Source organism: Nocardioides agariphilus (genome assembly GCF_015352445.1).
GTDB classification, from domain to species: Bacteria; Actinomycetota; Actinomycetes; order Propionibacteriales; family Nocardioidaceae; genus Nocardioides; species Nocardioides agariphilus.
Genome location: NZ_JADKPO010000002.1, coordinates 1 through 24,772, shown reverse-complemented (window position 1 = coordinate 24,772; position 24,772 = coordinate 1). Strand labels below are relative to the sequence as shown.

The window sequence follows — 24,772 nt, the reverse complement described above, 5'->3', positions numbered from 1 at the left end:
AGAGCAGACGCGAGGGGCCACGATAGCGTAAACATGCGCGCGCCACAAGTGGGCAGACAAGCCCAGCCCGTGTGGGGTGCATGTCGCTGACGTCGATGATGACTCGCCCCATGGGCGAGGTCAAGCACATCGGCCAATCCTGTGGAAGAGGTCTGCAGCGGTACGGCGGGGGCTGCCTCGGTGTCTGAGCGGCACCTCACTCGGGCTGCGCCACGGGATGCAGGGCGAGCTGGGTGATCCGTGGCCCGACCATGTCGGTGACTTCGAGGACTGCACCCTCGACCTCGACGGTGTCGCCGGGGTCGGGGATTCGTCCCAGTCGGGAGATGACGAACCCGGCCACCGTCTCGTAGTCGCCGTCCTCGAGGGGGATGCCGGTCTCCTCGGTGAAGTCCTCGATGCTCCATCCGGCGTCGATGCTGGCGGGGTCTCCCTCAGCAGCAGCGCCGGGCCCCGGCGCGTCGTACTCGTCGCGGATCTCCCCGATGAGCTCCTCGACGAGGTCCTCCAGGGTGACGATGCCGTCGGTGCCGCCGTACTCGTCGACGACGACGGCGAGGTGGGTGCCCTGTTGGCGCATGGTGGCGACGGAGGGCAGGACCAGGTTGGTCGCTGGCAGCATCAGCACCGGACGGCGCACGTCCTCGACTCGGCGCCGGTCGTCGGTGGCGATCCCGAGCAGGTCACGGACGTGCAGGAAGCCGACGACGTCATCGAACCCGTCGCCGGTGATGGGGTAGCGGGAGTAGGGGAGGTCGCGGATCCGGCCCGCGGCCTCGGTGAGTGAGGTCCGTGCGCTGAGGAACTCGACGTCGCCGCGCGGTCGCATGACCTCCTTGACCGTGGTCTCGGTGGCCCGCAGGACGTCGCGCAGAATGCGACGTTCCTGCTCGTCCAGCGCCTCATGGTGGGAGACGAGCTCGCGCAACTCCTCCTCCGACACCTGCTCGGCCGTGGCATGCGGGTCCCCGCCCACCAGGCGCACCACCGCGTTGGTCGAGATCGAGAGCAACCAGATGACCGGGCGCATCAGCACCGCGAAGCGGTCCAACACCGGCGCCACGACCAGCGACAACCCGGCAGACTTCTGCAGGGCCAGCCGCTTGGGCACCAGCTCGCCGAGCACCAGGGACAGGTAGGCGATGATCAGCGTCATCACGACCAGGGCCACTGTCTGTGCCAGCTCCGCACCCAGGCCGAGGACCTCCAGGTGCGGGGCCAGGTCCGGTGCCAGCGTGGAGCCACCGTAGGCGGCGGAGAGGAATCCAGCGACGGTCACCCCGATCTGGACCGCTGCGAGGAAGCGGTTGGGGTCGCGCGCCACCTGCGCGACTCGCGCGCCCCGCGGGCCTTGACGCTCGAGTTGGGTCAGCTGGCTCTCGCGCAGCGAGACCAACGCGATCTCGGTCGCGGCGAAGACGCCGCCGACGAGGACGAAGACCAGGACCAGGCCGACGTTGAGGAAGGTCTGGCCGTCCATCAGGCCCATTCACCCCCGGTCCGAGCCGCGGGTGAATGGCTGGTACTTCGGGGGTCGTCCATGCGCTCCAGGATACGAATCGGGTGGAGGGAGCTCGCCGGCGAGCCCTCAGCCCCCGGCGGGTGAGGTCACCAGATCGTCGACGAGCCACTGGTCGCCGACCTTCTGCATGGTGACGGTGACCTGGTCCTTGTAGACGACCGGGTCCTTGAGCTGCTTGTTGGTCGTCGGGCGGTTGACGAAGACCAGGACGGAGACGCGGTTCTCGCCGGAGCGGACGATGCCCGATGCGATGACCTCGGCTGTGACCTTCGTCCGGGTCGTCGGCGCGTTGGCCTTGATGACCTCGAACAGCTTGGCGTACTCCGCGCGGTAGTCGTCGGTCAGGTAGGCCTCGGCAGCGCGCTGGTCGGCGTCGAGATCGCCGGCCTGGCTGCCGTCGTAGGACAGGATCGGAACGATCGCCCGCTCGGCGCTGGCCTGGGCCGCACGGGTGGCGTCGGCGATGCTCGCATCGGACGGTGCCGTCGCGGCCAGCACGGAGCAGGCCCCCACCACCAGCGCGGCGATGGCCGCAACGGTCACCAGCAACCAGCCCGGCACGATCCAGCCCGGCACGATCCCGCCCGGCACGATCCCGCCCGGCACGACGGTGGCGGTTGCCTCGGGCTCCCCCGATGTCTCCTCGTGCAGGCGATGGCTCGCGTCGAGCTCGGCAGACAACAGCTCGGCGTCGTAGGCCGCGCGGCGGTCGTGTTCGAGGAGCACCTCGGCGGCCTGGTTGAGCAGGCGGAACCGGCGGTCCGACGGCTCGAGCTCGGCGATCGCCTGCTTCCATGCGATGCGGACGTCGGCCTCGGACGAGGTCGGCTCCACGCCCAGCACGTCGTACCAGCTGGGGCCCCCGGTGATGTGCGCGGTCGTGAGCGAGGTCATCGGGCCTCCCCTGTCACCGGCGTGAAGTCGTCGACCAACCAGGTGCCGTCGATCTTGACCAGCCGGACCTCGATCCTGAAGGGGGTCGGCTCGCCGGCCTGCTCGGTCCGGTCCTTCCCCTCCCCTCGGGGATAGCTGTCGGTGAAGGTGCCCGCGACGAGCGCGGTGGCGGAGTCGGAGTCGATGGTCGACACGCCGGTCGCGAACACCTTCGCCTGGCGAGAGACGCCCGCCTGCGCGACGAGCTGCTCGGCCGTCGCCGCCTCCTTGTCGAACGACACCGCGAACTTCGGCGTGATCACGTCCTTGACGCGCTCGCGGTACTGCGGCATTCCACCCTTGGCATCGAGCAGGTCCGGGCCATAGGTGCCCATCCGCAGCATGAACTGCTCGGTCTGGGCCATCACGGCCTCACGCTCACCCTGCAGCTGCTCCTGGTCGCCCGAGACGCCGACGGCGTCCACGCCGCGCGTGGACATCAGCCACACCAGCAGCACGAGTGAAGCGACGGTCACTGCCACGAGCACCGCCAGCAGGTTGCGCCGGAACCGCGGTGCGCGGGCTGCCGCCTCGGAGGGGGTCGCTACCTCGACCGCCTCGGAACTATTGACCACCTCGGTGGTTGCCATGGGTCTCACTCCCGACTCGACAACAGCGGCTGCAACCACAGCCACTTCCACGAATCCCCTCCCAGGGTTCGTGGTGCCAACGAGCCAGGCGAGGAAAGGTCACGGGGCACGCTTGATCCCCAGTGGAGCTCCTGGCCGTCGTACGTCGCCACGACGGGAGACCAGGGAGCTGCCCGGTACGCCGCGGGGGCACGGTTCGGAGCGTTCTGCGCGCCGCGCGGGTCGGACTTCGACGGCGGCTCGGCGCAGTGGGCGTTCATGTTCATCGGCCGGTTGGAGCCGTCCTGAGGGGGCCGGCGGTCGGTCGATCCGTAGCCCGCGTGGCAGACCTCCGGGTTGTTGGTCAGGATCATCCCGAAGTGGGCGTCGTACAGCCCGGTGTCCGGCGACCTGGACACCACCGTGAAGCCGCCCTCGACGACGTAGGGGTAGATCGCCAGCACCTGCTCGACACCGTCGAGGTGCCGGACGACGACCTCACCGGTGGTGACGAGCTCGTTGATCAGCTCGGCGAGGTCGACCTTGTTGTCGGCGAGGAACCTGCGCAGCTCGACCGCGGTGGCGGAGCCGTTGTCGATGACGGCGCGCAGGTCCTTGTCGGAGCCGGCAAGCGTGCCGGTGAACAGGCTCAGCTGCTGGGCGAAGGTCCGCAGCGCGCTCTCGGAGGCGATCTGCCCGCGCAGCACGGTGTTGCTGTCGCGGATCAGCGCGGTGGTCGTGTCGAAGTTGGCGTTGGCCGCATCGATGAACGAGGTTCCGCTGTCGATGATGCGCTGCAGGTCCTCGCCGGTGCCGCTGAAGGCATCGCCCATCTCGCTCAACGTCGTCTGCAGCGCCTCCCGGTCGACCGACTCGACGGTCGTGGAGATGTCGCCGAGCAGCTGCTGGGTCGGCAGTGGCGTGCGGGTGTCGCCGACGGCGATCTCGGACCCGTCTCGCAAGAAGGGCTTGCCGTCGGCGCGCGGCTGCAGCTCGACGTACTGCTCTCCCACGGCCGAGCGGTTGCCGACGACGGCCAGGGTGTCGGCGGGGATGTCGTCGTGGCCGTTGTCGATGTCGAGGTAGACGTCGACACCGTCGTCGGTGAGCGCGAGCTTCTCGACCTGCCCGACCCGCACGCCGCGATAGCTGACCTCGCCGCCGGCGAAGATCCCGCCGGAGTCGGCGAAGTGCGCCACGACGGTGTAGGAGGAGTCGAAGAACAGCCGGTCCAGCTTGGCGTAGCGGGCCCCGACGAAGCTGACCCCGACCATGGTGATCAGCACGAAGACGACCAGCTGGATGCGCGTGCGACGGGTGATCATCGGCCCGCCTCCTCGACCGGCACCATGCCGGGGACGAGCAGGCTGACCAAGGCCGGGTCGTAGAGCGCCATCAGCTGCTCGTACGTCGGTCCGCGCGCTCCGAAGTCCAGCGTCCGGCTCTGCTGGCCGACACCAGCCCGGGGCAGGCCGGGGATGGTCGGCAGCAGCGTCGGCATGCCGTCGCCCGTCGGGAGCCCGGGGATGAGGGCGAGCTGCTTGCAGACGGCGCGGTCATCGTTCTCCTGCTTGGCGCACTCCTCGCGCAGCTGCAGCAGCTTCTGCGGCGAGGCGAGCACCTTGGCGCACTCGGGGCTGCTCAGGCTCCCGCTGCGCAGGCACGCCAGCACGTCGTTGAGGATCACGGTCGGGTCGAGGATCGTGGGCAGCTTCGTCGGCAGGTCCGTCGGCAAGGTGGGCAGTCCCGTCGGCAGGCCGGTCGGCAAGGTGGCCCCGGTGTCGATGTCGAGGTCGAGGGTGATCGACAGGTTGGTGTAGTCGCCCATGTGCAGGTTGCGGGCGACCTGCGGGTCGCGGCCGACCACCTCGTCGACGAACGGGTAGGTCAAGAAGACGTTGAACGCGTTGACGAAGTCGTCTCCTGACGCAGCGATCTGGGAGAGCACCGGCGACAGCTGCTGGAGAGAGTCGATGGTGGCGGCCTTGGACGCGCTGATCACCCGCACGCCCACGTCGCTGAGCCGGCTGAGAGCCTTGAGCAGCCTGACCAGGTCGTCGCGCTGCTTGTCGATCGACCGGAGCGCCGAGGGCAGCTCGTCGAGAGCGGCATCGATGCTGTCGCGCTGCTTGTTGACCGAGACGGCGAGGTCGTTGAGCTTGTCGATCGCGTTGACGATGTCGGCCCTGTGGTCGTCGAGCTGGGTCATCAGCGTGCGGATCTGGTCGAGCGCCGAGCGGGCGGTGCCCTCGCGGCCCTCGAGCGCGGTGTTGAGCTCGCGCGCGATGGTCCGCAGCTGGGCGACGCCGCCGCCGTTCAGCAACAGGCTGAGCGCGCCGAGCACCTCCTCGACCTCCGGGTTGCGTCCGCTGTGGTCGAGGTCGATGACGTCGCCGGACTGCAGCAGCTCGTTGCTCGCGCCGGTCTCGGGCGCCGCCAGCGACACGAACTTCTCGCCCAGCAGGCTGGTCTGGCGGATCGTCGCGACCGCGTTGTCGGGCAGCAAGGTGTCCTTGCGCAGCTGCACGGTGACATCCGCGGTGAACCCGTCGAGCCGCACGTCGGTCACCTTGCCGACGCTGACGTCGTTCACCTTGACCGTCGACTGGGGCACGAGGTCGAGCACGTCGCGGAACATCACGTGCACCGTGATCGGGTCGCTGCCCACGTCCGTCCCGCCCGGCAGCGGCAGCTTGTAGACGTCGAACCCACACCCCGAGATCGTCAGCGAGCCGACGAGGGCGAGCAGGAGCAGCCTCAGCCTCGTCATCGGGCCGCCACCAACCCTCCGAGCGTCGGGTCGTACTGCTCCGGCTCGCGCTGCTGGTCCCGAGCGAAGGCGGCGACCCGCGGGGCCGCGGGGAGGTCCTTGAGGATGTCCTGGATGACGCTGCAGGCCTGGCCATTCGACTGCTTGGGCTTGTCGGCCTGGCTGATGATCCCGCACAGGAAGGTCGCGGGGTCACTGGTGATCTGGTCGCCGATCATCTGCAGGTTGGCCCGGGTGTCGAGGGTGCCGGCCTGCGGGTTGTAGGTCAGCGCCAGGTTGTTGAGGGCGACCGGCGCCGCCGAGAGCACCTCGTCGAGTGCGTCGCGCTGCTTGACCAGCACCTTGGCGACCCGGTTGAGCCCCTTGATGTTGCGACCGAGGATCGCCCGGTTCTCCTTGACGAAGCCGGACACCTGCTTCATCGCGACGGCCAGGTTGCGCAGCGACGCGGCCAGCTCACCACGCTCACCCGACAGCATCTGCGACACCGAGGCGAGCGAGTCGTTGAACTGGCGGACGGTCTCGTCGTTGTCGGCCAGCGTCTTGATGAAGCCCTCGAGCGACCTGGCGGAGCCGAACAGCTCCTCCTTGTTGTCATCGAGAGTGCCGGTGAGCTGGCTGAAGTCCTCGATGGTCTGGTGGAACTTCGCCCCCTGACCGCCGAAGTTGGCCGCGGTGGTCTCCAGCAGGTCGGTCAGCGCACCCTTGGCGTTGGCACCGTTGGGGCCCAGCGCCACGGTGAGGTCGTCGAGGCTCTGGTAGATCTCGTCGAGCTCGAGGGGCACGGCGGTCCGGTCCGTCTCGAGCGTGGCCCCGTCGGGAAGCTCCGGGCCGTCGGTGTAGACCGGCGTCAGCTGCACGTACCGGTCACCCACGATGGAGGGCGAGACGATGACGGCCGCGGCGTCCTCGGGGATCTTGACGTCGGCGTCGTACGTCATCGTCACGACCACGTCGGTACCCGACGGCGTCACGGTGTCGACGGTGCCGATCGGCACCCCGAGCACCCGCACGTCGCTGCCCTCGTAGATCGAGACCGTGCGCGGGAAGTGTGCGGTGAGGGTCTTGGTCTCGGAGCCTCCGAGTAGGAAGGTCCAGGCGCCAGCGGCCAGCAGGGCGACGACGATGACCGGCACGACGACCGTGGCCGGCTTCAGCTTCTTGGGGTCCATCGCTCAACCCACCTGCGGCACGGGAGGCATGTTCTGGATGTAGGTGTCGAACCACGGCCCGTTGCCGAGCGTGTTCGCGAAGACGCGGTAGAAGGGCGCCATCAGCCGCAGGCTGTTGTCGATGTTGTCCTCGTTCTTGTTGAGCACGCCCACCACCGACTCGAGGTGGGTCAACGCGGGCTTGAGGTCGGCGCGGCTCTGCTTGACCAGCTTGGTCAGCTCGGACGAGAGCGTCGAGGTGGACACCAGCAGCCGGTGCACGGCCTCCCGCCTCCTGAGGAGCGCGCGGAACAGCACGTCGCTGTCGCGCATCAGGCCGATGATGTCGTCGTCTCGCGCCTCGAGGACCTGGGAGACATCTCGAAGGTTGCCGAGCAGCTCACCGATCTGGTCGTTCTTGGCCGCGATGTTGCTCGACAGCCGGGAGACGCCGTCGAGCGCCGCCTGGAACTCCTCGGGGGTGTTGCGGGTCAGGTCCGACAGCGTGGTCAGCGACTCCGCGAGCTGGTCGGTGTCGATCCGCTCGGATCGCTCGGCGAGGCCCGAGAACGCCTTGACGACCTCGTACGGCGAGCTGGTGCGGGTCTGCGGTATCTCCGCGCCCTCGGCCAGCTGACCCGACCCGGCCGGGGCCAGGCTGAGGTACATCGCACCGAGCAGCGTCTTGACCTTGATGTCGGCGTGGGTCTGGTCACCGAAGTCGGCGCCCTTCTCGATCCGGAAGGTGACCTTGACGTGGTCGCCGTCGAGCTCGACCTTCTCGACCTTGCCGACCCGCACGCCGGCGATGCGTACCTCGTCGTTGGCTTTGAGCCCGCCGGCCTCGCTGAAGGCTGCGTAGTAGACGTCACCCCCGCCGATGACCGGCAGGTGCTGGGCGTTGAAGGCGGCCAGGATCAGGGCCGCGACGACGGCGAGGCTGATCGCCCCGACGACCACCGGGTTGCGCTCGCGGAAGGGGGTGCTCATCCGAGGGAACACCTGTCCGATCCGGTGTTGTAGGAGACCGGGATGGTCTGACCGCCGACGCGGACCTTGCCCTGGAACTGGCAGAGGTAGAAGTTGAACCAGGAGCCGTAGATCGCGGTGCGGCCGACCTTCTCCAGCTTGATCGGCAGCACCTGCAGCGCCCGGTCGAGCTCGCCCTTGTTGCGGTCGATGTTCTCGGCCACCGCGCGCAGGTGCGTGATGTCCTCGACGAAGGGCTGACGGATGCCCTGCACGAGGTCGGCCGTCTCGACCGAGAGCGCGGAGACCTGGTCGAGCGAGGACAAGATCGCCTGCCGATCACCCTTCAGCCCACCCACGAACTGCCGGAAGGTCGTGATCAGCTCGTTGAGCTGCTTGTCGCGACTGCCGATGTGGTCGAGCACCTCGTTGAGGTTGTCGATCAGCTGTCCGATGACCTGGTCGCGGTCGGCCAGGGTCGAGGTCACGCTGGCGGTGTGGGCGAGCAGACCCTCGAGCGTGCCGCCCTCGCCCTGGAAGACCTGGACGATCTCGTAGGACAGCGTGTTGATGTCGCTGGGGGTGAGCGCCTCGAACAACGGCTTGAACCCGTTGAAGAGCACCGTGAGGTCGAGGGCCGGCGAGGTCTGGCTGACCGGGATGGTGGCGCCCTCGGGCAGCTTGGCAGTGTCCCCGATCTCGTTGCTCAGCGAGATGTAGCGCTGGCCGACGAGGTTGCGGAACCGGATGTCGGCCCGCGTCGCCTTCGACAAGGTGATGGACTCCTGCACCGAGAAGGTCACCAGCGCCCTGGTGCGCTCGACGATCTCGACCTTCTTGACGGTGCCGACCTTCACGCCGGCGATCCGGATGTCGTCGCCCTTGTTCACGCCGGTCGCGTCGGTGAACTCCGCCTGGTACCGACGGCTGGTGCCGAAGTCGAGGTTGCCGATCGTGACGGCCAGGACGCTGGTGGCCAGCGTGGTGACCACGATGAAGACGACCAGCTTGACCAGGTCGACGGTGGTGCGCTTGTCGAGAGCCTTCATCGCAAGGTCACCTCCGCCCCCCGTGCCATCGGCGCGACGAGCAGGACGCCCAGGTCGGGAACATCGTCGGTCCTCAGGCCCAGCCCCGGACCCAGGAGCGACTTGAGCAGGCCCGACTCCTCGGACGTGCCGGCGTACTGGCCCCAGGCGGGAGCGACGCGGCTGGTGCCCTTGCCCGTCGGGCTGTCGACGCCGTCGTTGAAGTTCGGCTGGTGGCGCATCGGGTTCTGCTGGTTCCACGGCGGCTCGGGCAGGTGCAGGCAGGACGGACCGCGCTTCTCACCGAGCCGCGGCACGTCCGAGGCGTTGTAGCCGCGCGGCTGGTTGGGCAGCGTCTCCAAGACGATGTGCAAGGTGAAGCCGCGGAAGGCCTCGGCCTGCAGCTTGCCGGCGTTGACGATACCGCCGGTCAGGCAGGGGTACTCCGGGGCGTACTTCGCCAGCACGCGCAGCTGCGCCGCCCCCAGCCGGCCGAGGCGGATCAGGTTGTCGCCGTTCTCGTCGAGGAAGTCCCGCGAGTCGTCGGCGAACAGCGTGAGGTCGGCGAAGAAGGTCCTCAGCTCCGCCTCGCGGTCCTCGAGGGTCCCGGTCGTCTTGACGGTGTCGCGCAGGATCTGGGCGATCTGCGGCATCACGTCGGCGTAGATCGTGGAGACCTTCGCGGTCAGCCGCAGGTCCTGCACGATCGCCGGGATCTGCGGGTTGAGCCGCTTGAGGTAGGAGTCGACGGTCTCGAGGTTCTCCCCGATCTTGTCGCCACGACCCTCGAGAGCAGTGGCGATCGCGTTGAGCGTCATGTTGATCTCGGCGGGCTGGACCGTGCGCAGCAAGGGGTACAGGTCGTTGAGCACCTTCTCCACCTCGATGGCGACCTGCGTGCGCTCGATGGTGGCGCCGGCCGCGATGTGCTGCGAGGACGGCTCCTCGGGCACCTCGAGTGCGACGTACTTCTCGCCGAACAGCGTCTTGGGCACGATCGCACCGGTGACGTTGGCGGGAATGGTCCTGACCTGGTCGGGGTAGAGACCGAGGGTGACGACGGCGCCCCCGTCACTGCCTGCCTCGCTGGTGAACCCGAGCACCTCCCCCACGATCACCCCGCGGATCTTGACGTCGGCGCGCTCGGGCAGCTGCAGGCCGAGCGTCGAGGTGCGCAAGGTGACCCGGTCGTAGTCCACGAACTTCTTGCTGAACACGCCGTAGGTCAGCCAGACCCCGAGCAGCAGCAGGCAGACGAAGACGACCCCGAGGGCCTTGTTGCCCAGCCGTTTGCCCAGCCGTGTCGATCCAGCGGTCATCAGCCGGCCAGCCTCACCGTCGTCGTGGCCCCCCAGATGGCCATCGACAAGAACAGGTCGAGCACGTTGATCGCCACGATGCTGGTGCGGACGGCGCGCCCGACGGCCACGCCCACGCCCGCAGGCCCGCCGGAGGCGTTGTAGCCGTGGTAGCAGTGGATCAGGATCACGGTGACCGCGAAGACCAGCACCTTGCCGAACGACCAGAGCACGTCGCCGGGCGGGAGGAACTGGTTGAAGTAGTGGTCGAAGGTGCCCTCGCTCTGCCCGAAGAACTGCGTCACGGTCAGCCGCGTGGCGTAGTACGACGACAGCAGGCCCACGACGTAGAGCGGGATGATCGCGATCAGCCCACCGATGATCCGCGTGGTGACCAGGAACGGCAACGACGGGATCGCCATCACCTCGAGAGCGTCGACCTCCTCGGAGATCCGCATGGCGCCCAGCTGTGCGGTGAAGCCACAGCCGACGGTGGCTGCCAACGCGATGCCGGCGACCAAGGGCGCGATCTCGCGGGTGTTGAAGTAGGCCGACACGAAGCCGGAGAAGGCAGAGGTGCCGAGCTGGTTGAGTGCGGCGTACCCCTGCAGGCCGACCTCGGTGCCGGTGAAGAAGCACATCGCGGTGATCACGCCGACCGTGCCGCCGATGACGGCCAGGGAGCCCGAGCCGAGCGTCACCTCGGCGAGGATCCGCAGGATCTCCTTCTTGTAGCGGGAGACCGTGCGAGGGGTCCAGGCCAGCGCCTTGAGGTAGAAGGCCAGCTGGTGGCCCAGGTCGTCGAGCGACTGCGCGGGCTTGTCGTAGATGGCCTTCAGGCCGGTCATGGTCTTGGGCATGTCGTCAACCGGTCTTCGGCGGGACGAGCTGGAAGTAGATCGCGCTCATCACGAAGTTGATGACGAACAGGAGCATGAAGCTGACGACGACCGACTCGTTGACCGCGTCCCCGACACCCTTCGGCCCGCCGGCGGCGTTCATGCCCTTGTACGACGCCACGATGGCGGCGACGAGCCCGAAGACCAGAGCCTTGGCCATGCCCTGCCACAGATCGGGCAGCTGGGCGAGCGCGGTGAAGCTGGCCAGGTAGGCACCTGGCGTGCCGTCTTGGAGCACGACGTTGAAGATGTAGCCGCCGGTCACGCCGACGACGCTGACCAGGCCGTTGAGGAAGACCGCGACGAGCATGCACGCCAGCACGCGTGGGACGACCAGGCGCTGGATCGGGTCGATGCCCAGCACCATCATCGCGTCGAGCTCCTCGCGGATCTTGCGGGCGCCGAGGTCCGCGGCGATGGCCGAGCCTCCTGCCCCCGCGATCAGCAGCGACGTGGCGATCGGGCCCGCCTCGCGGACGACGGCCAGCACGGAGGCGGAGCCGACGAACGACTGCGCGCCGAACTGCTTGATCAGCCCGCCGACCTGGAGCGCGATCACGGCGCCGAACGGGATCGCGACCAGCGCGGTCGGGATGATCGTGACCGATGCGATGAACCAGGCCTGCTGGAGGAACTCACGGGTCTGGAACGGCCGCCGGAACAGCCCACGGCCCACGTCGAGACCGAAGGCGAACAGCTTGCCGGCGGTGCCGATGGGCGCCAGGGCGCGCGACGAGGTGAGCGAGGACATGGCTCAAGCCCCCGGGGTCATGCTCATGGCCGGCTCGAAGGAGCCGGGCGGTGGGGTCACGCCGTTCGCGCGGCACCAGTCACCGGGCGGTCGCTGGCTGCGGCGTGGCTGACCGTTGGTCGGCTCGAGCTGCAGCGGGATGGGCGGCAGGGGCGGCAGCTCCTGGTCCTTCTCGGCCGCCAGCTCGTCGGCGTCCTTCTCCTCCGACATGCCGATCGGGCCGACGCGCTGGGCGTTGAGGAACTGGCGCACGACCGGCTCCTCCGAGCTGAGCAGCATCTCGCGCGGGCCGAACATCGCCAGGTGCCGGTGGTAGAGCAGGCCGATGTTGTCGGGCACGGTGCGCGCGGTGTTGATGTCGTGGGTGACGATCAGGAACGTCGCGTCGATCTGGGCGTTGAGGTCGACGATCAGCTGGTTGAGGAACGCCGTACGCACCGGGTCGAGGCCCGAGTCGGGCTCGTCGAAAAGCACGATCTCCGGGTCGAGCACCAGGGCCCGTGCCAGGCCGGCGCGCTTGCGCATGCCACCGGAGATCTCACCGGGCAGCTTGTCCTCCGCACCGACCAGGCCGACGAGCTCCATCTTCTCCATCACGATGTCGCGGACCTCGGACTCGGACTTCTTGGTGTGCTCGCGCAGCGGGAACGCGACGTTGTCGTAGAGGTTCATCGAGCCGAACATCGCGCCGTCTTGGAAGAGCACGCCGAAGAGCTTGCGGATCTCGTAGAGCTCGCGCTCCGAGCAGGTCGCGATGTCGGTGCCCTCGATGACGACCGAGCCGCGGTCGGGCTTGAGCAGCCCGATCAGCGTCTTGAGAAGGACCGACTTGCCGGTGCCCGAGGGGCCGAGCATCACGCAGATCTCACCCGCGGGGACGGTCAGCGTCACGTCACCCCAGATGAGCTGCTTGCCGAAGGACTTGGTGAGCCCCTCGATCTGTATCTCGACACCCATCAGCGCGGCGCCTCCCTTCGCATCGACCGTGCCCGCGGTCAGTGACCTGTCGAGGAAGGGCGCCTCCCGTTCGCCGCTTCCAGAGGGGTCAACGGGCGCGGGTCGCGAAGGTTACGGGGAGGTCGCCGACTTCGTGACGGACGCCACGAACGCGCGGATGAGCGGGTGGATCGGCTCGCCCCGGGATGCCCCCACATGGGGCTGGAAGAGGCTGGCCACGTAGAACGGGTGGCCGGCGCCCATCTCGGGGAACTCCAGCACCTCGGCACCGGCATCGGGTGCGGTGGCGCCGACGACCACACCGGCCGACACCAGGTCGGCGACGGCCGCCGGCGTGGGCGCATAGGAGCAGTAGTGGGTGCCGACGAAGGGCTGGCTCACCCAGGTCGCGAACCGGGTCCCGGGGACCGGCGTGACCAGGCGCTGCTCGCCCTGCAGCGAGCAGGCCAGCGGTTCGACCACGTTGTCGTCGTCGAGGCCATCGGTCTCCGCGTGCGTGGCGCGGCGGCCGAGGACGTTGCGGGAGTACTCGACCACGGCGTACTGCAGGCCACCGCAGGTGCCGAGGAACGGCGTCCCGCTCTCACGCACCGCCGTCAGCGAGGCCAAGACGGCGTCGTCGTCGGCGTAGGGAGACCCGGGGACCAGCCACACGGCGTCGTAGGTCGTGACGTCCTCGCCGCTGTCGGTGGGCACCCAGCGAGCCTCGACGTCGAGCTCGGTGGCGAGCCGTGGGACCAGCGCGTCCAGCTCGCGATGGCTGGGGTGGGAGCTGTGGTCACCGAGCAGCGCGATCCGCACGGCTCATCATCGCTGGTTGAGGAGGTTGCGCCAGCAAGCGTCTCGAAACCTGGTGAGAGGTCAGATGACCGCGCCTTCCTCGACCGGCGGAGGCACGAAGGGCGGGTACCCAGGTGGGTACCCGCCCTTCGGATCGCGCTAGGAGCTCAGACGATCAGTCTGCGTCACTTGAGGGTGACGGTGGCGCCGGCGCCCTCGAGGGCCTCCTTGGCCTTCTCGGCGGCGTCCTTGGCCACGCCCTCCAAGACGGGCTTGGGAGCGGCCTCGACCAGGTCCTTGGCCTCCTTCAGGCCGAGGGAGGTCAGGGCGCGCACCTCCTTGATGACGTTGATCTTCTTGTCGCCGGCTGCCTCGAGGATCACGTCGAACGAGTCCTGCTCGGCGGCCTCCTCGCCCACGTTGCCGGGGCCGCCGGCCGCGGGAGCGGCAGCGGCCACGGCGACCGGAGCGGCCGCGGTGACGCCGAAGGTGTCCTCGAACTGCTTCACGAACTCGCTGAGCTCGATGAGGGTCATCTCCTTGAACGCGTCGAGGAGCTCGTCGGTGCTGAGCTTCGCCATGGTGGCGTTTCCTTCCAATCGGTGGTGTTGGCCCATGAACGGGCCAATAACTGGGCCAATATCTGGGTGGTGTGACCGGCCTGGTGTCAGGCCTCGGTCGGCTGGTCCTCGGACTCGGCAGCCTCCGCTGCGGGCTCGTCGTCCGTCGAGCTCTCGACGGTCGCCTCCTCCGCGTCAGCGACGACCTCGTCGGTGGCCGGGACCGGTGTGCCGGCACCACCCGCGAGGATCGAGGGGTCCTCTTGCGCCTTGGCCTCGAGCGCGCCCGCGAGCCGGGCGACCTGGGCGATGGGAGCGTTGAGGAGGTAGACGGCCTGGCTGAGCGACGCGAGCATCGCGCCGGCCAGCTTGCCCAACAGCACCTCGCGCGACTCGAGGTCGGCGAGCTTCGCGACCTCCGCAGCGTCGAGGGGCTTGCCGTCCAGGACGCCACCCTTGATGACAAGGGTGGGGTGTGCCTTGGCAAAGTCACGCAGACCCTTGGCCGCCTCGACGACGTCGCCGTTGATGAAGGCGATCGCGGTCGGACCGGTCAGCAGGTCGTCGAAGCCGTTGATGCCCGCCTCGTTGGCGGCCAGCTTGGCCAGCGTGTTCTTGACCACGGCGTAGTTGGCGTTCCCACGCAGCGAGCGCCGCAGTTCCTGCAGCTGCTTGACGGTGAGCCCGCGGTACTCGGTCAGCACTGCACCGGCCGAGTCGTTGAACGAGTCAACGATCTCCGCGACGGCCGCAGCCTTCTCTGCCCGCGCCATGGGTCTCCTTCCGGATGGGGAGACCGGGCCTGTCCCGGGCCGGAGACGACGAACGCCCCGGGCGCAGGAGGCCCAGGGCGTGGTCATGCGATCCAGCTCTGCGTCACCTGCGCGGGTCGCCCGACGAGTCGGAGCCTTCGGTCGACTTCCTCATGATGAGGAAACCGACGACCAGCGGTCTCTGGTTTCAGCGGCCACCATAGGCCGCGGCGTACGACCTCAGCAAATTGCGGTACATCGTCCGATCGGCCATCGCGAGATGGCCCGACCGGACTAGTCAGATTTTACGTTTCGGTTCCCGGGCACGGCCCTGTTCTGTTGCAATGAGTTCCGTGGACCCGAAGTTGACCTCGCTTGCCACGATCTTGGATCGTGCTGACGCTCGGTTGCGGTCCCCGGAATCCTCGGTGCGGATCTGGCCAACGGGGTTCCCACTCGTCGACGACGTCCTCGGGGGTGGCCTTCGGGCCGGGGCGCTCAACCTGCTTGCCGGACCTCAGGGTCAAGGCAAGACGACCATGGCTCTCCAGATGGCCCGCAATGCGGTCGCCTCTGGCCGGGCCGCCATCTTCTTCTCCTTCGAGCTCGACGCCGAGTCGCTGCTGCAGCGACTGATCGCGCTCGAGTCCGGGCTGATCGGGGGGATCAGAGCACCGGGCCTGACGCAGGTACGCGCGGCCTTCGAGGGCGCCACGGGCGCCGGAGGACTGCCGGAGCGCCTGGCCGGCACCGCGGGCATCGAGGCGATCATGCGCATCCAGGGATACGCCGAGCGACTCGTCGTCCACCGCTCCACCACGACCGCGACCGACATCCCGACGATCGCGAGTGCGGTCAAGGAGGTCGTCGGGGAGACCGGCCAGCCGCCGCTGATCATCGTCGACTACCTGCAGAAGGTGAAGTTCGACGACCCGCGGCTCTCCGACGAGGAGAGCATCACCAAGATCACCGAGCAGCTCAAGGACCTCGCGATCGACTTCGAGGCACCGGTCCTGGCGGTCGCGGCCGCCGACAAGCAGGGCCTCGAGCCCGGACAGCGGATGCGCGCGCGTCACCTGCGCGGTGGCACGGCCTTGGCCTACGAGCCCGACGTGGTGCTCATCATGAACACCAAGTCCGACGTGGTCGCCCGCAACCACCTGCTCTTCGACATCAACGGCCTGGAGCGCTGGCGCGAGTGGACTGTCATCACGGTGGAGAAGAACCGCCAGGGTCACGACGCGATGGAGCTGGAGTTCCGCAAGCGGTTCCACCAGGGCCGCTTCGAGACCGACGGCAAGATCGTGGCCGAGCAACTGGTCGAGGAACGCCTCTTCGCCGATAAGTGACAGACGCTCGTCACGTCCTTGACATGACGCCCCGCACGCGAAGTCGCGTGCGGGGCATCGGTCTGTCTAGTCCGGAAATGACCCCAATGGACCATCGCTACCCTCCAAACGGGCCAGATCAGTCCATTCGCCCAGATCCGGGTGCTCACCTTCGATGGAATGGTGGGCATGGACCAGAAGCTCACCTCGCTGACTTCGGTGGTCGAGCGGACCGACACGCGGCTCCGCTCCCCCGATGCTGAGGTCCGCATCTGGCCGACCGGCTTCCCGATCCTGGACGACAGCATCGGCGGCGGCTTCCGTGCGGGCGCTCTCAACGTGCTGGCCGGCCCCCAGGGCCAGGGCAAGTCGACGATGGCACTGCAGATGTGCCGCAACGCGGCCGCGGCCGGTTGCTCGGCGGTGATGTTCTCCTTCGAGCTCGAGGCCGAGGTGCTGCTCCAGCGCCTGATCTCGCTCGAGGCCGGCCTGATGTTCGGCCCCCAGGCGCCGCCGATCGCGCAGATCCGCGAGGCCTTCGACGGCAAGGGCGACGCGGGCGGTCTCCCCGAGCGCCTGTTGGCCGCCGCAGGCCCGATGGCCATCGACGCCCTGATGTCGATCGGCACGTTCTCCGACCGGCTGGTCATCCACCGCTCCACCACGATGCACACCGACATGGCCTCGATCGCGGAGAACGCCAAGGAGGTGTACGCCGACACCGGGCAGCCGCCCCTGATCGTCGTGGACTACCTGCAGAAGGTGAAGCCCTTCGACCGCACCATGTCGGAGGAGCAGCAGATCACCCTGATCACCCAGCAGCTCAAGGACCTGGCCATCGACTTCGCCAGCCCGATCCTGGCGCTGAGCTCGGCCGACCGCGACGGCCTCAAGCCCGGCCAGCGGATGCGCGCCCGCCACCTCAAGGGCTCCACGGCACTGGCCTACGAGCCCGACATCGTGATGATCATGAACACCAAGGCCGACATCGTCACCCGCGACGCCCTGGTCTACGACGTCAACGGCCTCGAGCGGATGCGCGAGTGGACCGTGGTCACCTTGGAGAAGAACCGGCAGGGCTCGACCGGGCTCGACATCGAGTTCCGCAAGAAGTTCATGCAAGGTCGCTTCGACACCGAGGGCGCCCTCGTCTCCGAGCGCCTCGTCGAGGAGCGCCTCGACGGGTGAGCCCCCTCAGGGCTCGCGCCTGGCGACCAGCAGGGTCAGGTCGTCGTACACCGCTGCGTCGCCCCTGAACGCGCGTACGTCGGCCAGCACGGCATCGCGTACGTCGTCGGCCCCGGCGCCGGACAGCGTGCCCAGCAGGGCCACCAGGCGGGACTCACCGTAGAAGGCTCCCGTGGCGTCACGGGTGTCGGTGATGCCGTCGGTGTAGAGCACCATCGTCTCGCCGGGCTCGATGCGGCAGTTCCCGAGCTCGAAGGAGGCCACCGGGAAGGCGCCCAGGATGGCGCCGCCCGCCTCGAGCGCCTCCACCTGCCCGTCGGCGCGGATCACCAGGGGTGGCTCGTGACCGGCGCTGGCCAGCCGGACGTTACCGGTGTCGGCGTCGACCGAGGCCAGGGCAGCGGTGAGGAACAGCGTGGTGCGCCGCTCCACGCACAGGATCCGGTTGACGCGGGCCAGGGCATCGGCCGGGTCGTCGGCATTGTCGGCGGCCGCGTGGAGCAGCGCCTTCGTGTCGGCCATCAGCAGCGCGGCCGGCACGCCCTTGCCGGTCACGTCGGCGATCAGCAGGGCCACGTCGTGGCTGGCGCCGCGCACGCGGAACACGTCGTACAGGTCGCCCCCGACCTCACGCGCCGGCTCGTAGTCGGCCGCGAACCGCCAGCCCTCCACGTCAGGAAAGCGGCGGGGCAACAGCGAGCGCTGGATGTCGCGCCCGATGGCCAGCTCCTGGGCCGCTGTGACGCGCGAGGCGTGCTGGCGGGCACCGCGCAGCGCCATCTCGACCGAGGTACGCACGAGCTCGGCCAGGTCCGGCGCCATCGCGGCGTCGTGGACCACATGGCCGACCAGCCGGTCCTCGAGCCGCAGGGTCAGCCGAGCTCCTCCTGCGACCGTCGCACCGACCAGATGCCGGCCGTCAGCGTCGGTGACCGCGATCGCCGCGCCGGCGGCCAGCGCGGAAGCGGTGGCCAACAGGTCGACAAGGCTCTCGTCGTCGACGAGGGAGTCGAGCTCGCTCATCGAGCAGCCGACTGCTCAGCCGTCGATGGCGGCGTCGCGATCGGGGAAGACCGGCATGATCCGATCCATCCCCGTGCGGCCGAGCACGACCGAGATGGCCTCGCTCGGTGCGACCAGCCGCAGCTGGTCATGATCGCCCCCGGCCTCGGCGTCGGTCTGTGCGGCGTGCAGGGCCTCCCAGCCGGCGTCGGGGTCGTGCGGCGGCTCACCGCGGTAGACCAGCGCGAGGGAGTGGAGCGCCACGATGCCCGAGCTCGACATGTACTCCAGGCCGGACATGTCGAGCACGAGGGTGCGCACCCCCTCGCCGTAGAGCTGCTCGCCGGTCTCCATCACGTCGCGGTAGTTGGAGGCGTCCAGCTCACCGTCGAGCTTGAGCACGGCCACGGAGTCGGAGACCCGGTCGATCGACGTCTTCACAGTTGTCCTCCATCGTTGGCGGCGGTGTGTGCCGGACGACGCATCGTCACGACGTTGCCGGCCTGTGACGCGCCTCCGGACAGTGACCGGTGCTCGAAGACCGTACAGAGGTCGTTGATCAGTGCGATACCCATGCCACCGAACGGCCGTCGCTCGAGGGGAACGTCCGGGTCGAAGGGCCGCGCGGTCGCCGGGTCGAACGCCGGCGCCGCATCGCGGATGTCCACGACGATGTCGGCGCCCTCGCGACCGAAGGACACCTCGACAGGTCCGGGCCCGCGGTAGCCGTGCACCACCACGTTGGTCACCCACTCATCGACGCACTGCACCAGGGCGCTGACGGTGTCGGTGTCGGCACCGAGCCCGGCAGCGGTGGAGCGCACGAAGGCGCGCACCTCGGCGAGTACGTCGAGACTCGCCGTCACCTGCAGGCTCGACCCCGTCACGTCGGCCACCGCGCTCACGCGGCGAAGGTACCAGCCGTCAGGCCGTGGCGGACTCGTCCTCGACCGCGACGTTGCGGGTGCGGTTGGGGTCGACCTGGACGCCCGGGCCCATGGTCGTGGAGACCGTGATCTTGCGGATGTAGCGGCCCTTGGAGCTGGCCGGCTTGAGCCGCAGCACCTCCTCGAGCGCAGCCGCGTAGTTCTCGGCCAGCTGCACCTCGGAGAAGGACGCCTTGCCGATGATGAAGTGCAAGTTGGCGTGGCGGTCGACCCGGAACTCGATCTTGCCGCCCTTGATGTCGGAGACGGCCTTGGCCACGTCCGGGGTCACGGTGCCGGTCTTGGGGTTGGGCATCAGACCGCGAGGGCCGAGCACGCGGCCGAGGCGACCGACCTTGCCCATCATGTCGGGGGTGGCCACCACGGCGTCGAACTCCAGCCAGCCGCCGTTGACCTTCTCGATCAGCTCATCGCCACCGACGACGTCGGCGCCGGCCTCACGGGCGGCGTCGGCCTTCTCGGCGTTGGCGAACACCAGCACGCGGGCGGTCTTGCCGGTGCCGTGGGGCAGGTTGACGGTGCCGCGGACCATCTGGTCGGCCTTGCGGGGGTCCACCCCGAGGCGCATCACGACGTCGACGGTCTCGTCGAACTTCTTCTTGCTGGCGGTCTTGGCGATCTTGATCGCGTTGAGAGGCGCGTAGATCTCGTTCTTGTCGAACGTCTCGGCGGCCGCTCGGTAGGTCTTGCTGCGCTGCATGACTGGTTCTCTTTTCGTCTGGTGTTCCAGGTGTGGTCGAGCGGGCCAGCGCGGCCCTGCCACGTCGTGCGAGTGGGCGGTGCGTCAGTTGGTGGTGACGCCCATGGAGCGGGCGGTGCCCTCGACGATCTTCATCGCGGCGGCCTCGTCGTTGGCGTTGAGGTCGGGCATCTTGGTGCGGGCGATCTCGCGCACCTGGTCCTTGGTCAGCTTGCCGACCTTCTCCTTGTGGGGAACCCCCGAGCCCTTCTGCAGACCAGCAGCCTTCTTGATGAGCTCGGCAGCCGGCGGGGTCTTGGTGATGAAGGTGAAGGAGCGGTCCTCGTAGATGGTGATCTCGACCGGGATCACGTTGCCGCGCATGGACTCGGTCTGGGCGTTGTAGGCCTTGCAGAAGTCCATGATGTTGACGCCGTGGGGACCCAACGCGGTGCCGACGGGTGGGGCCGGGGTCGCGGCACCGGCCTGGAGCTGCACCTTGACGAGCGCAGCGATCTTCTTCTTGGGAGGCATTGTCTCTCCAGCTTTCTATCTCGTGGTCATGACGAGGACTCCCTGCCCTCTGCCACTGGTGGTGCTGGTTGTCCGAGGACAACCGGGACATTGTGCCTTGCTCGGTCCTACGACGGCCAATTACGGCTGCCTGCGAGCTCGGGCGTCACACTCGCTGAATCTGCGAGAAGCTCAGCTCCACCGGCGTCTCGCGACCGAAGATCTCCACAAGCGCCTTGACCCGCTGGGCCTCGGCGTTGATCTCGGTGATCGTGGCGTGCAGGGTCGCGAACGGGCCGTCGACGACCATCACGGAGTCGGACACCGAGAAGTCGGCGACCTCGACGGGCTTCTTCGCCGTCGTGACGCCGCCGCCCGTACCGGCAGCCGCCGCGGCGGCCTCGGCGGTGGCGACCACGCTCGGGGCCAGCATGTTCTCGACCTCGTCCATGCTCAGCGGCACCGGCTGGTGGCTGTGGCCCACGAACCCGGTCACTGACGGCGTGTGCCGCACGGCCGCCCAGGACTCGTCGGTGAGGTCCATGCGGACCAGGACGTAGCCGGGGAGCACGGTGCGCTTGACCATCTTGCGCTGGCCGTTCTTGATCTCCGCGACCTCCTCGGTCGGGACCACGATCTCGTGGATGTAGTCCTCCATGTGGAGGGAGGAGATGCGGTTCTCCAGGTTGGCGCGCACGCGGTTCTCCATGCCGGAGTAGGTGTGCACGACGAACCAGTCGCCGGGCTTGGCGTAGAGCTCGCGGCGGAAGGCCTCCAGCGGGTCCTCGTCGTCGGCGACGGACTCCTCGTCCTCCACCTCGTCCGCGGGCGACTCCTCGCTCACCTCGTCGCTCACCTCGTCGGTGGGCTCGTCGGTGGGCTCGTCGGTGGGCTCGTCGGTGGGCTCGTCGCTCACCTCGTCGATGGCCTCGTCGCTCACCTCGTCGATGGCCTCGTCGGCGGGAGTCTCCTCGGCGGGCTCGTCGGTGGCCTCGTCGGTGGGAGTCTCCTCGGCGGCCTCGTCGATGACGTCGTCGGTAGGAGCCTCGGGCTCCTCGGAGTGGTACTGCTCGGACACGTGCTGCTCCATCACTGGTGGTTCGGGTGGGGAAGGGAGGCCGGGAAGGGAGGCCGGAGGGCTACTGGGTGCCCCCGCCGCCGAACATCCAGAACACGAGCTTGCCGAAGCCGAGGTCGAGGGCCGAGACCAGGGCGATCATCACCAGCACGAACACCATCACCACGAAGAAGTAGGTGACCAGCTGCTCCTGGGTCGGCCAGACCACCTTGCGGAGCTCGGCGACGACCTGGCGGTAGAACGTGGGGATGCTGGTCCGCTTGTCGGTGTCGCGGCGCCGCTCACGATCCTCGCGCGGGCCGCTGACGGCCTTGCTGTCCGACACTCGCATCTCACCTTCCGTCTGTGCTCGCGAGCCTGTGACTGACTCCGGTCATATGCAGGGCACGAGGGACTTGAACCCCCAACCTTCGGTTTTGGAGACCGATGCTCTGCCAGTTGAGCTAGTGCCCTCCGGTGCGGCTCCGATGGGCAGGCTTGAGCCTGTGGGAGACCACCAACAGGGGAGTCTACGGGCAATCACGAAGGCAGGTCCAAACCAGGCCCGGTCGGCAAGCCCCGTCGATCAGCCCCGTCGATCAGCCCCGTCGATCAGCCCCGTCGATCAGCCCCGTCGATCAGCCCCGTCGATCAGCCCCGTCGATCAGCCCCGTCGACAAGCCCCGCCGATCGGCCCCGTCGATCGGTCCCGCCTACGATGACCCCATGAGCTCTCCTCGTGACCGGCGCGTCTCCCGTCGCATCGGTGCGATCGCCGAGTCGGCGACGCTGAAGGTCGACGCGAAGGCCAAGGCACTCAAGGCCGAGGGTCGCCCGGTCATCGGCTTCGGCGCCGGCGAGCCCGACTTCCCCACTCCCAACTACATCGTCGAAGCCGCGGTCGAGGCGTGCCGCGACCCCAAGAACCACCGCTACACCCCGGCCGGTGGGCTCCCGGAGCTGAAGAAGGCGATCGCCGACAAGACCCTGCGTGACAGCGGCTACGCCGTGGAACCCAGCCAGGTGATCGTCACCAACGGCGGCAAGCAGGCGATCTACGAGGCGTTCGCGGCGATGATCGACCCGGGCGACGAGGTGATCGTCCCGGCGCCCTACTGGACGACCTACCCCGAGGCGATCCAGCTCGCCGGCGGCGTCCCCGTGCTCGTGCTCGCCGACGAGACGCAGGGCTACAAGGTCACCGTCGAGCAGCTGGAGGCGGCGCGCACCGACAAGACCAAGGTGCTGCTGTTCGTCTCCCCGTCCAACCCGACCGGCGCCGTCTACACCAGTGACGAGATCCGCGCGATCGGTCGCTGGGTCGAGGACAACGACCTCTGGGCGCTGACCGACGAGATCTACGAGCACCTGGTCTACGACGGGGTCGACACCGGCTCGCTGCCCGTGCTCTGCCCCTACCTCCGGGACAACTGCGTGGTCGTCAACGGCGTGGCCAAGACCTACGCGATGACCGGTTGGCGGGTCGGCTGGATGATCGGCCCCCAGGACCTCGTCTCCGCGTCGGCCAACCTCCAGTCCCACGCCACCTCCAACGTTGCGAACGTCTCCCAGCGAGCCGCGCTCGCGGCCGTGACCGGTGACCTGTCGGCCGTCGCGGCCATGAAGACGGCCTTCGACCGGCGCCGCAAGACGATCGTGTCGATGCTCAACGAGATCGAGGGTGTCTACTGCCCGATGCCGGAGGGCGCGTTCTACGCCTACCCACAGGTGAAGGGCCTGCTCGGCAAGACCTACGACGGCCGGCTCATCGAGAGCTCCGCCGAGCTGGCCGAGTACATCCTCGACACCGCTGAGGTCGCGGTCGTGCCCGGCGAGGCGTTCGGCACCCCCGGCTACCTGCGGCTGTCCTACGCGCTGGGCGACGACGACCTCGTCGAGGGCATCACCCGCCTGCAGAAGCTGTTCGCCTGATGGTTGCCTGCATGAAGGGCGTGGCTTGAGGGACCTGCACCGGCTCCCGAAGGCGCATCTCCACCTGCACTTCACGGGGTCGATGCGGCACGGGACCTTGGTCGAGCTGGCCGAGCGGGACGGCATCGTGTTGCCCGATGCCCTGGTCGACGACTGGCCGCCCCAGCTCAGCGCGGCCGACGAGAAGGGCTGGTTCCGCTTCCAGCGGCTCTACGACGTTGCCCGCTCCGTGCTGAGGACGCCGGCCGACGTGCGCCGTCTGGTGCTGGAGGCCGCCGAGGACGACGTACGCGATGGCGGACGTTGGCTGGAGATCCAGGTCGACCCGTCCGGGTACGCCGCCAGGTTCGGCGGCATCACGGCCTTCACCGACCTGGTGCTCGACTGCGTGCGCGACGCCTCCGAGCGCACCGGTCTCGCGATCGCGGTGATCATCGCCGCCAACCGGACCCGCCATCCGATGGACGCCCGCACCTTGGCGCGGCTGGCTGGTCAGTACGCCGACGAGGGAGTCGTCGGGTTCGGCCTGTCCAACGACGAGCGACGGGGAACGACCGCTGACTTCGCGCCGGCGTTCAAGATCGCCGAGCGCGCGGGACTCTCGCTGATGCCGCACGGCGGCGAGCTCCTCGGACCAGCGTCCATCCGCACCGTCCTCGACGACCTCCACGCCGACCGTCTCGGTCACGGCATCCGCTCGGTGGAGGACCCGGCGCTGCTCGCGCGCATCGTCGAGCAGGGCGTGGCACTCGAGGTATGCCCCGTCTCCAACGTCGCGCTCGGCGTCTACTCCGACCTCACCTCGGTCCCGCTCCCCCAGCTGCTCGAGGCGGGGGCGACGGTCGCGCTCGGCGCCGATGACCCGTTGTTGTTCGGCTCCCGGCTGGCCGGCCAGTACGCCACCATGCGGGCCGCCCACGAGCTCAGCGACGAGCAGCTCGCCGAGCTCGCCCGCATGTCCGTGCGCGCCTCGCGGGCACCGTCAGACGTGGCGGCCTCGATGCTCGCCGACATCGACGGCTGGCTCGCCTCACCGCCCCCTGGTTGAGGAAGGCGCGCTAGCGCCTGTCTCGAAACCTCACCGCCCGCTGGTTGAGGAAGGCGCGCTAGCGCCTGTCTCGAAACCTCACCGCCCGCTGGTTGAGGAAGGCGCGCTAGCGCCTGTCTCGAAACCTCACCGCCCGCTG

General features: G+C 68.6%; 26 protein-coding genes and 1 tRNA gene. 4 read left to right on the top strand and 23 right to left on the bottom strand.

Features of this window, described 5'->3' with window-relative positions:
* Positions 1 to 196: 196 nt before the first annotated feature.
* The 15 genes from ISU10_RS02100 to rplJ all read right to left on the bottom strand — a co-directional run bounded on the left by ISU10_RS02100 (position 197) and on the right by rplJ (position 14,960).
* On the bottom strand, positions 197 to 1,480 hold the full coding sequence (locus ISU10_RS02100) for a hemolysin family protein (RefSeq protein WP_194694716.1): 1,284 nt from the start codon (positions 1,478 to 1,480) through the stop codon (positions 197 to 199).
* A 108-nt stretch (positions 1,481 to 1,588) separates the two neighbouring features.
* A complete protein-coding gene (locus tag ISU10_RS02095) occupies positions 1,589 to 2,416 on the bottom strand; it encodes a J domain-containing protein (RefSeq protein ID WP_194694715.1) in 828 nt (275 codons plus the stop codon).
* Positions 2,413 to 3,045: a hypothetical protein gene (locus ISU10_RS02090; protein WP_194694714.1), complete on the bottom strand. Its 633-nt coding sequence runs from the start codon at positions 3,043 to 3,045 to the stop codon at positions 2,413 to 2,415. Before ISU10_RS02090 ends, ISU10_RS02095 begins: the two co-directional genes overlap by 4 nt.
* 5 nt (positions 3,046 to 3,050) lie before the next feature.
* On the bottom strand, positions 3,051 to 4,349 hold the full coding sequence (locus tag ISU10_RS02085) for an MCE family protein (RefSeq protein WP_194694713.1): 1,299 nt from the start codon (positions 4,347 to 4,349) through the stop codon (positions 3,051 to 3,053).
* Positions 4,346 to 5,794, bottom strand: coding sequence for an MCE family protein (locus ISU10_RS02080; protein ID WP_194694712.1), 1,449 nt, complete (start codon positions 5,792 to 5,794; stop codon positions 4,346 to 4,348). The genes ISU10_RS02085 and ISU10_RS02080 overlap by 4 nt, the downstream gene beginning before the upstream one ends.
* Positions 5,791 to 6,966, bottom strand: coding sequence for an MCE family protein (locus ISU10_RS02075; RefSeq protein ID WP_194694711.1), 1,176 nt, complete (start codon positions 6,964 to 6,966; stop codon positions 5,791 to 5,793). The genes ISU10_RS02080 and ISU10_RS02075 overlap by 4 nt, the downstream gene beginning before the upstream one ends.
* 3 nt (positions 6,967 to 6,969) lie before the next feature.
* Positions 6,970 to 7,935 carry an MCE family protein gene (locus tag ISU10_RS02070; protein WP_194694710.1) on the bottom strand — a complete coding sequence of 322 codons (966 nt, stop codon included), beginning with the start codon at positions 7,933 to 7,935 and terminating at the stop codon, positions 6,970 to 6,972.
* Positions 7,932 to 8,963 carry an MCE family protein gene (locus ISU10_RS02065; RefSeq protein ID WP_194694709.1) on the bottom strand — a complete coding sequence of 344 codons (1,032 nt, stop codon included), beginning with the start codon at positions 8,961 to 8,963 and terminating at the stop codon, positions 7,932 to 7,934. The genes ISU10_RS02070 and ISU10_RS02065 overlap by 4 nt, the downstream gene beginning before the upstream one ends.
* The gene (locus ISU10_RS02060) at positions 8,960 to 10,261 is read right to left on the bottom strand and encodes an MCE family protein (protein WP_194694708.1); all 1,302 of its coding nucleotides are present in this window, start codon (positions 10,259 to 10,261) and stop codon (positions 8,960 to 8,962) included. Before ISU10_RS02060 ends, ISU10_RS02065 begins: the two co-directional genes overlap by 4 nt.
* Positions 10,261 to 11,100, bottom strand: a complete 840-nt coding sequence (locus ISU10_RS02055; RefSeq protein ID WP_370864575.1) for an MlaE family ABC transporter permease — start codon at positions 11,098 to 11,100, stop codon at positions 10,261 to 10,263. The genes ISU10_RS02060 and ISU10_RS02055 overlap by 1 nt, the downstream gene beginning before the upstream one ends.
* 4 nt (positions 11,101 to 11,104) lie before the next feature.
* Positions 11,105 to 11,890 (bottom strand): MlaE family ABC transporter permease, encoded by a 786-nt coding sequence (locus tag ISU10_RS02050; protein WP_194694707.1) that lies wholly within the window; start codon positions 11,888 to 11,890, stop codon positions 11,105 to 11,107.
* A gap of 3 nt (positions 11,891 to 11,893) precedes the next feature.
* A complete protein-coding gene (locus tag ISU10_RS02045; RefSeq protein ID WP_194694706.1) occupies positions 11,894 to 12,847 on the bottom strand; it encodes an ABC transporter ATP-binding protein in 954 nt (317 codons plus the stop codon).
* 111 nt (positions 12,848 to 12,958) lie between these two features.
* The gene (locus ISU10_RS02040) at positions 12,959 to 13,648 is read right to left on the bottom strand and encodes a glutamine amidotransferase-related protein (protein WP_194694705.1); all 690 of its coding nucleotides are present in this window, start codon (positions 13,646 to 13,648) and stop codon (positions 12,959 to 12,961) included.
* Positions 13,649 to 13,812: 164 nt separating this feature from the next.
* A complete protein-coding gene (rplL, locus tag ISU10_RS02035) occupies positions 13,813 to 14,208 on the bottom strand; it encodes a 50S ribosomal protein L7/L12 (RefSeq protein WP_194694704.1) in 396 nt (131 codons plus the stop codon).
* 86 nt (positions 14,209 to 14,294) lie between these two features.
* Positions 14,295 to 14,960, bottom strand: coding sequence for a 50S ribosomal protein L10 (gene rplJ, locus ISU10_RS02030; protein WP_194694703.1), 666 nt, complete (start codon positions 14,958 to 14,960; stop codon positions 14,295 to 14,297).
* Positions 14,961 to 15,367: 407 nt separating this feature from the next.
* On the opposite strand from rplJ, the gene ISU10_RS02025 reads away from it, so the two are divergent.
* Together ISU10_RS02025 and ISU10_RS02020 are read left to right on the top strand one after the other, a co-directional pair.
* Entirely contained in the window at positions 15,368 to 16,288 is a 921-nt protein-coding gene (locus ISU10_RS02025; RefSeq protein ID WP_194694702.1) for a DnaB-like helicase C-terminal domain-containing protein, read from the top strand.
* 168 nt (positions 16,289 to 16,456) lie between these two features.
* A complete protein-coding gene (locus tag ISU10_RS02020; RefSeq protein ID WP_194694701.1) occupies positions 16,457 to 17,455 on the top strand; it encodes a DnaB-like helicase C-terminal domain-containing protein in 999 nt (332 codons plus the stop codon).
* Positions 17,456 to 17,461: 6 nt separating this feature from the next.
* Here ISU10_RS02020 and ISU10_RS02015 read toward each other — a convergent pair whose 3' ends face one another.
* The 8 genes from ISU10_RS02015 to ISU10_RS01980 all read right to left on the bottom strand — a co-directional run bounded on the left by ISU10_RS02015 (position 17,462) and on the right by ISU10_RS01980 (position 22,127).
* Positions 17,462 to 18,478, bottom strand: a complete 1,017-nt coding sequence (locus tag ISU10_RS02015) for a PP2C family protein-serine/threonine phosphatase (RefSeq protein ID WP_194694700.1) — start codon at positions 18,476 to 18,478, stop codon at positions 17,462 to 17,464.
* A 15-nt stretch (positions 18,479 to 18,493) separates the two neighbouring features.
* Positions 18,494 to 18,898, bottom strand: coding sequence for an STAS domain-containing protein (locus ISU10_RS02010; protein ID WP_194694699.1), 405 nt, complete (start codon positions 18,896 to 18,898; stop codon positions 18,494 to 18,496).
* The gene (locus ISU10_RS02005; protein ID WP_194694698.1) at positions 18,895 to 19,362 is read right to left on the bottom strand and encodes an ATP-binding protein; all 468 of its coding nucleotides are present in this window, start codon (positions 19,360 to 19,362) and stop codon (positions 18,895 to 18,897) included. The genes ISU10_RS02010 and ISU10_RS02005 overlap by 4 nt, the downstream gene beginning before the upstream one ends.
* 19 nt (positions 19,363 to 19,381) lie before the next feature.
* The gene (rplA, locus tag ISU10_RS02000; protein WP_194694697.1) at positions 19,382 to 20,104 is read right to left on the bottom strand and encodes a 50S ribosomal protein L1; all 723 of its coding nucleotides are present in this window, start codon (positions 20,102 to 20,104) and stop codon (positions 19,382 to 19,384) included.
* Positions 20,105 to 20,188: 84 nt separating this feature from the next.
* On the bottom strand, positions 20,189 to 20,617 hold the full coding sequence (gene rplK / locus ISU10_RS01995) for a 50S ribosomal protein L11 (RefSeq protein WP_194694696.1): 429 nt from the start codon (positions 20,615 to 20,617) through the stop codon (positions 20,189 to 20,191).
* 145 nt (positions 20,618 to 20,762) lie between these two features.
* A complete protein-coding gene (gene nusG, locus ISU10_RS01990; protein ID WP_370864646.1) occupies positions 20,763 to 21,674 on the bottom strand; it encodes a transcription termination/antitermination protein NusG in 912 nt (303 codons plus the stop codon).
* Between the two features lie 61 nt (positions 21,675 to 21,735).
* Entirely contained in the window at positions 21,736 to 22,005 is a 270-nt protein-coding gene (gene secE, locus ISU10_RS01985; protein ID WP_194694695.1) for a preprotein translocase subunit SecE, read from the bottom strand.
* Between the two features lie 49 nt (positions 22,006 to 22,054).
* Positions 22,055 to 22,127, bottom strand: a tRNA-Trp gene (locus ISU10_RS01980).
* Between the two features lie 252 nt (positions 22,128 to 22,379).
* Here ISU10_RS01980 and ISU10_RS01975 point away from each other — a divergent pair.
* Positions 22,380 to 23,585: a pyridoxal phosphate-dependent aminotransferase gene (locus ISU10_RS01975; RefSeq protein ID WP_194694694.1), complete on the top strand. Its 1,206-nt coding sequence runs from the start codon at positions 22,380 to 22,382 to the stop codon at positions 23,583 to 23,585.
* Positions 23,586 to 23,610: 25 nt separating this feature from the next.
* Positions 23,611 to 24,633, top strand: coding sequence for an adenosine deaminase (locus ISU10_RS01970; RefSeq protein ID WP_194694693.1), 1,023 nt, complete (start codon positions 23,611 to 23,613; stop codon positions 24,631 to 24,633).
* Positions 24,634 to 24,772: the final 139 nt, after the last annotated feature.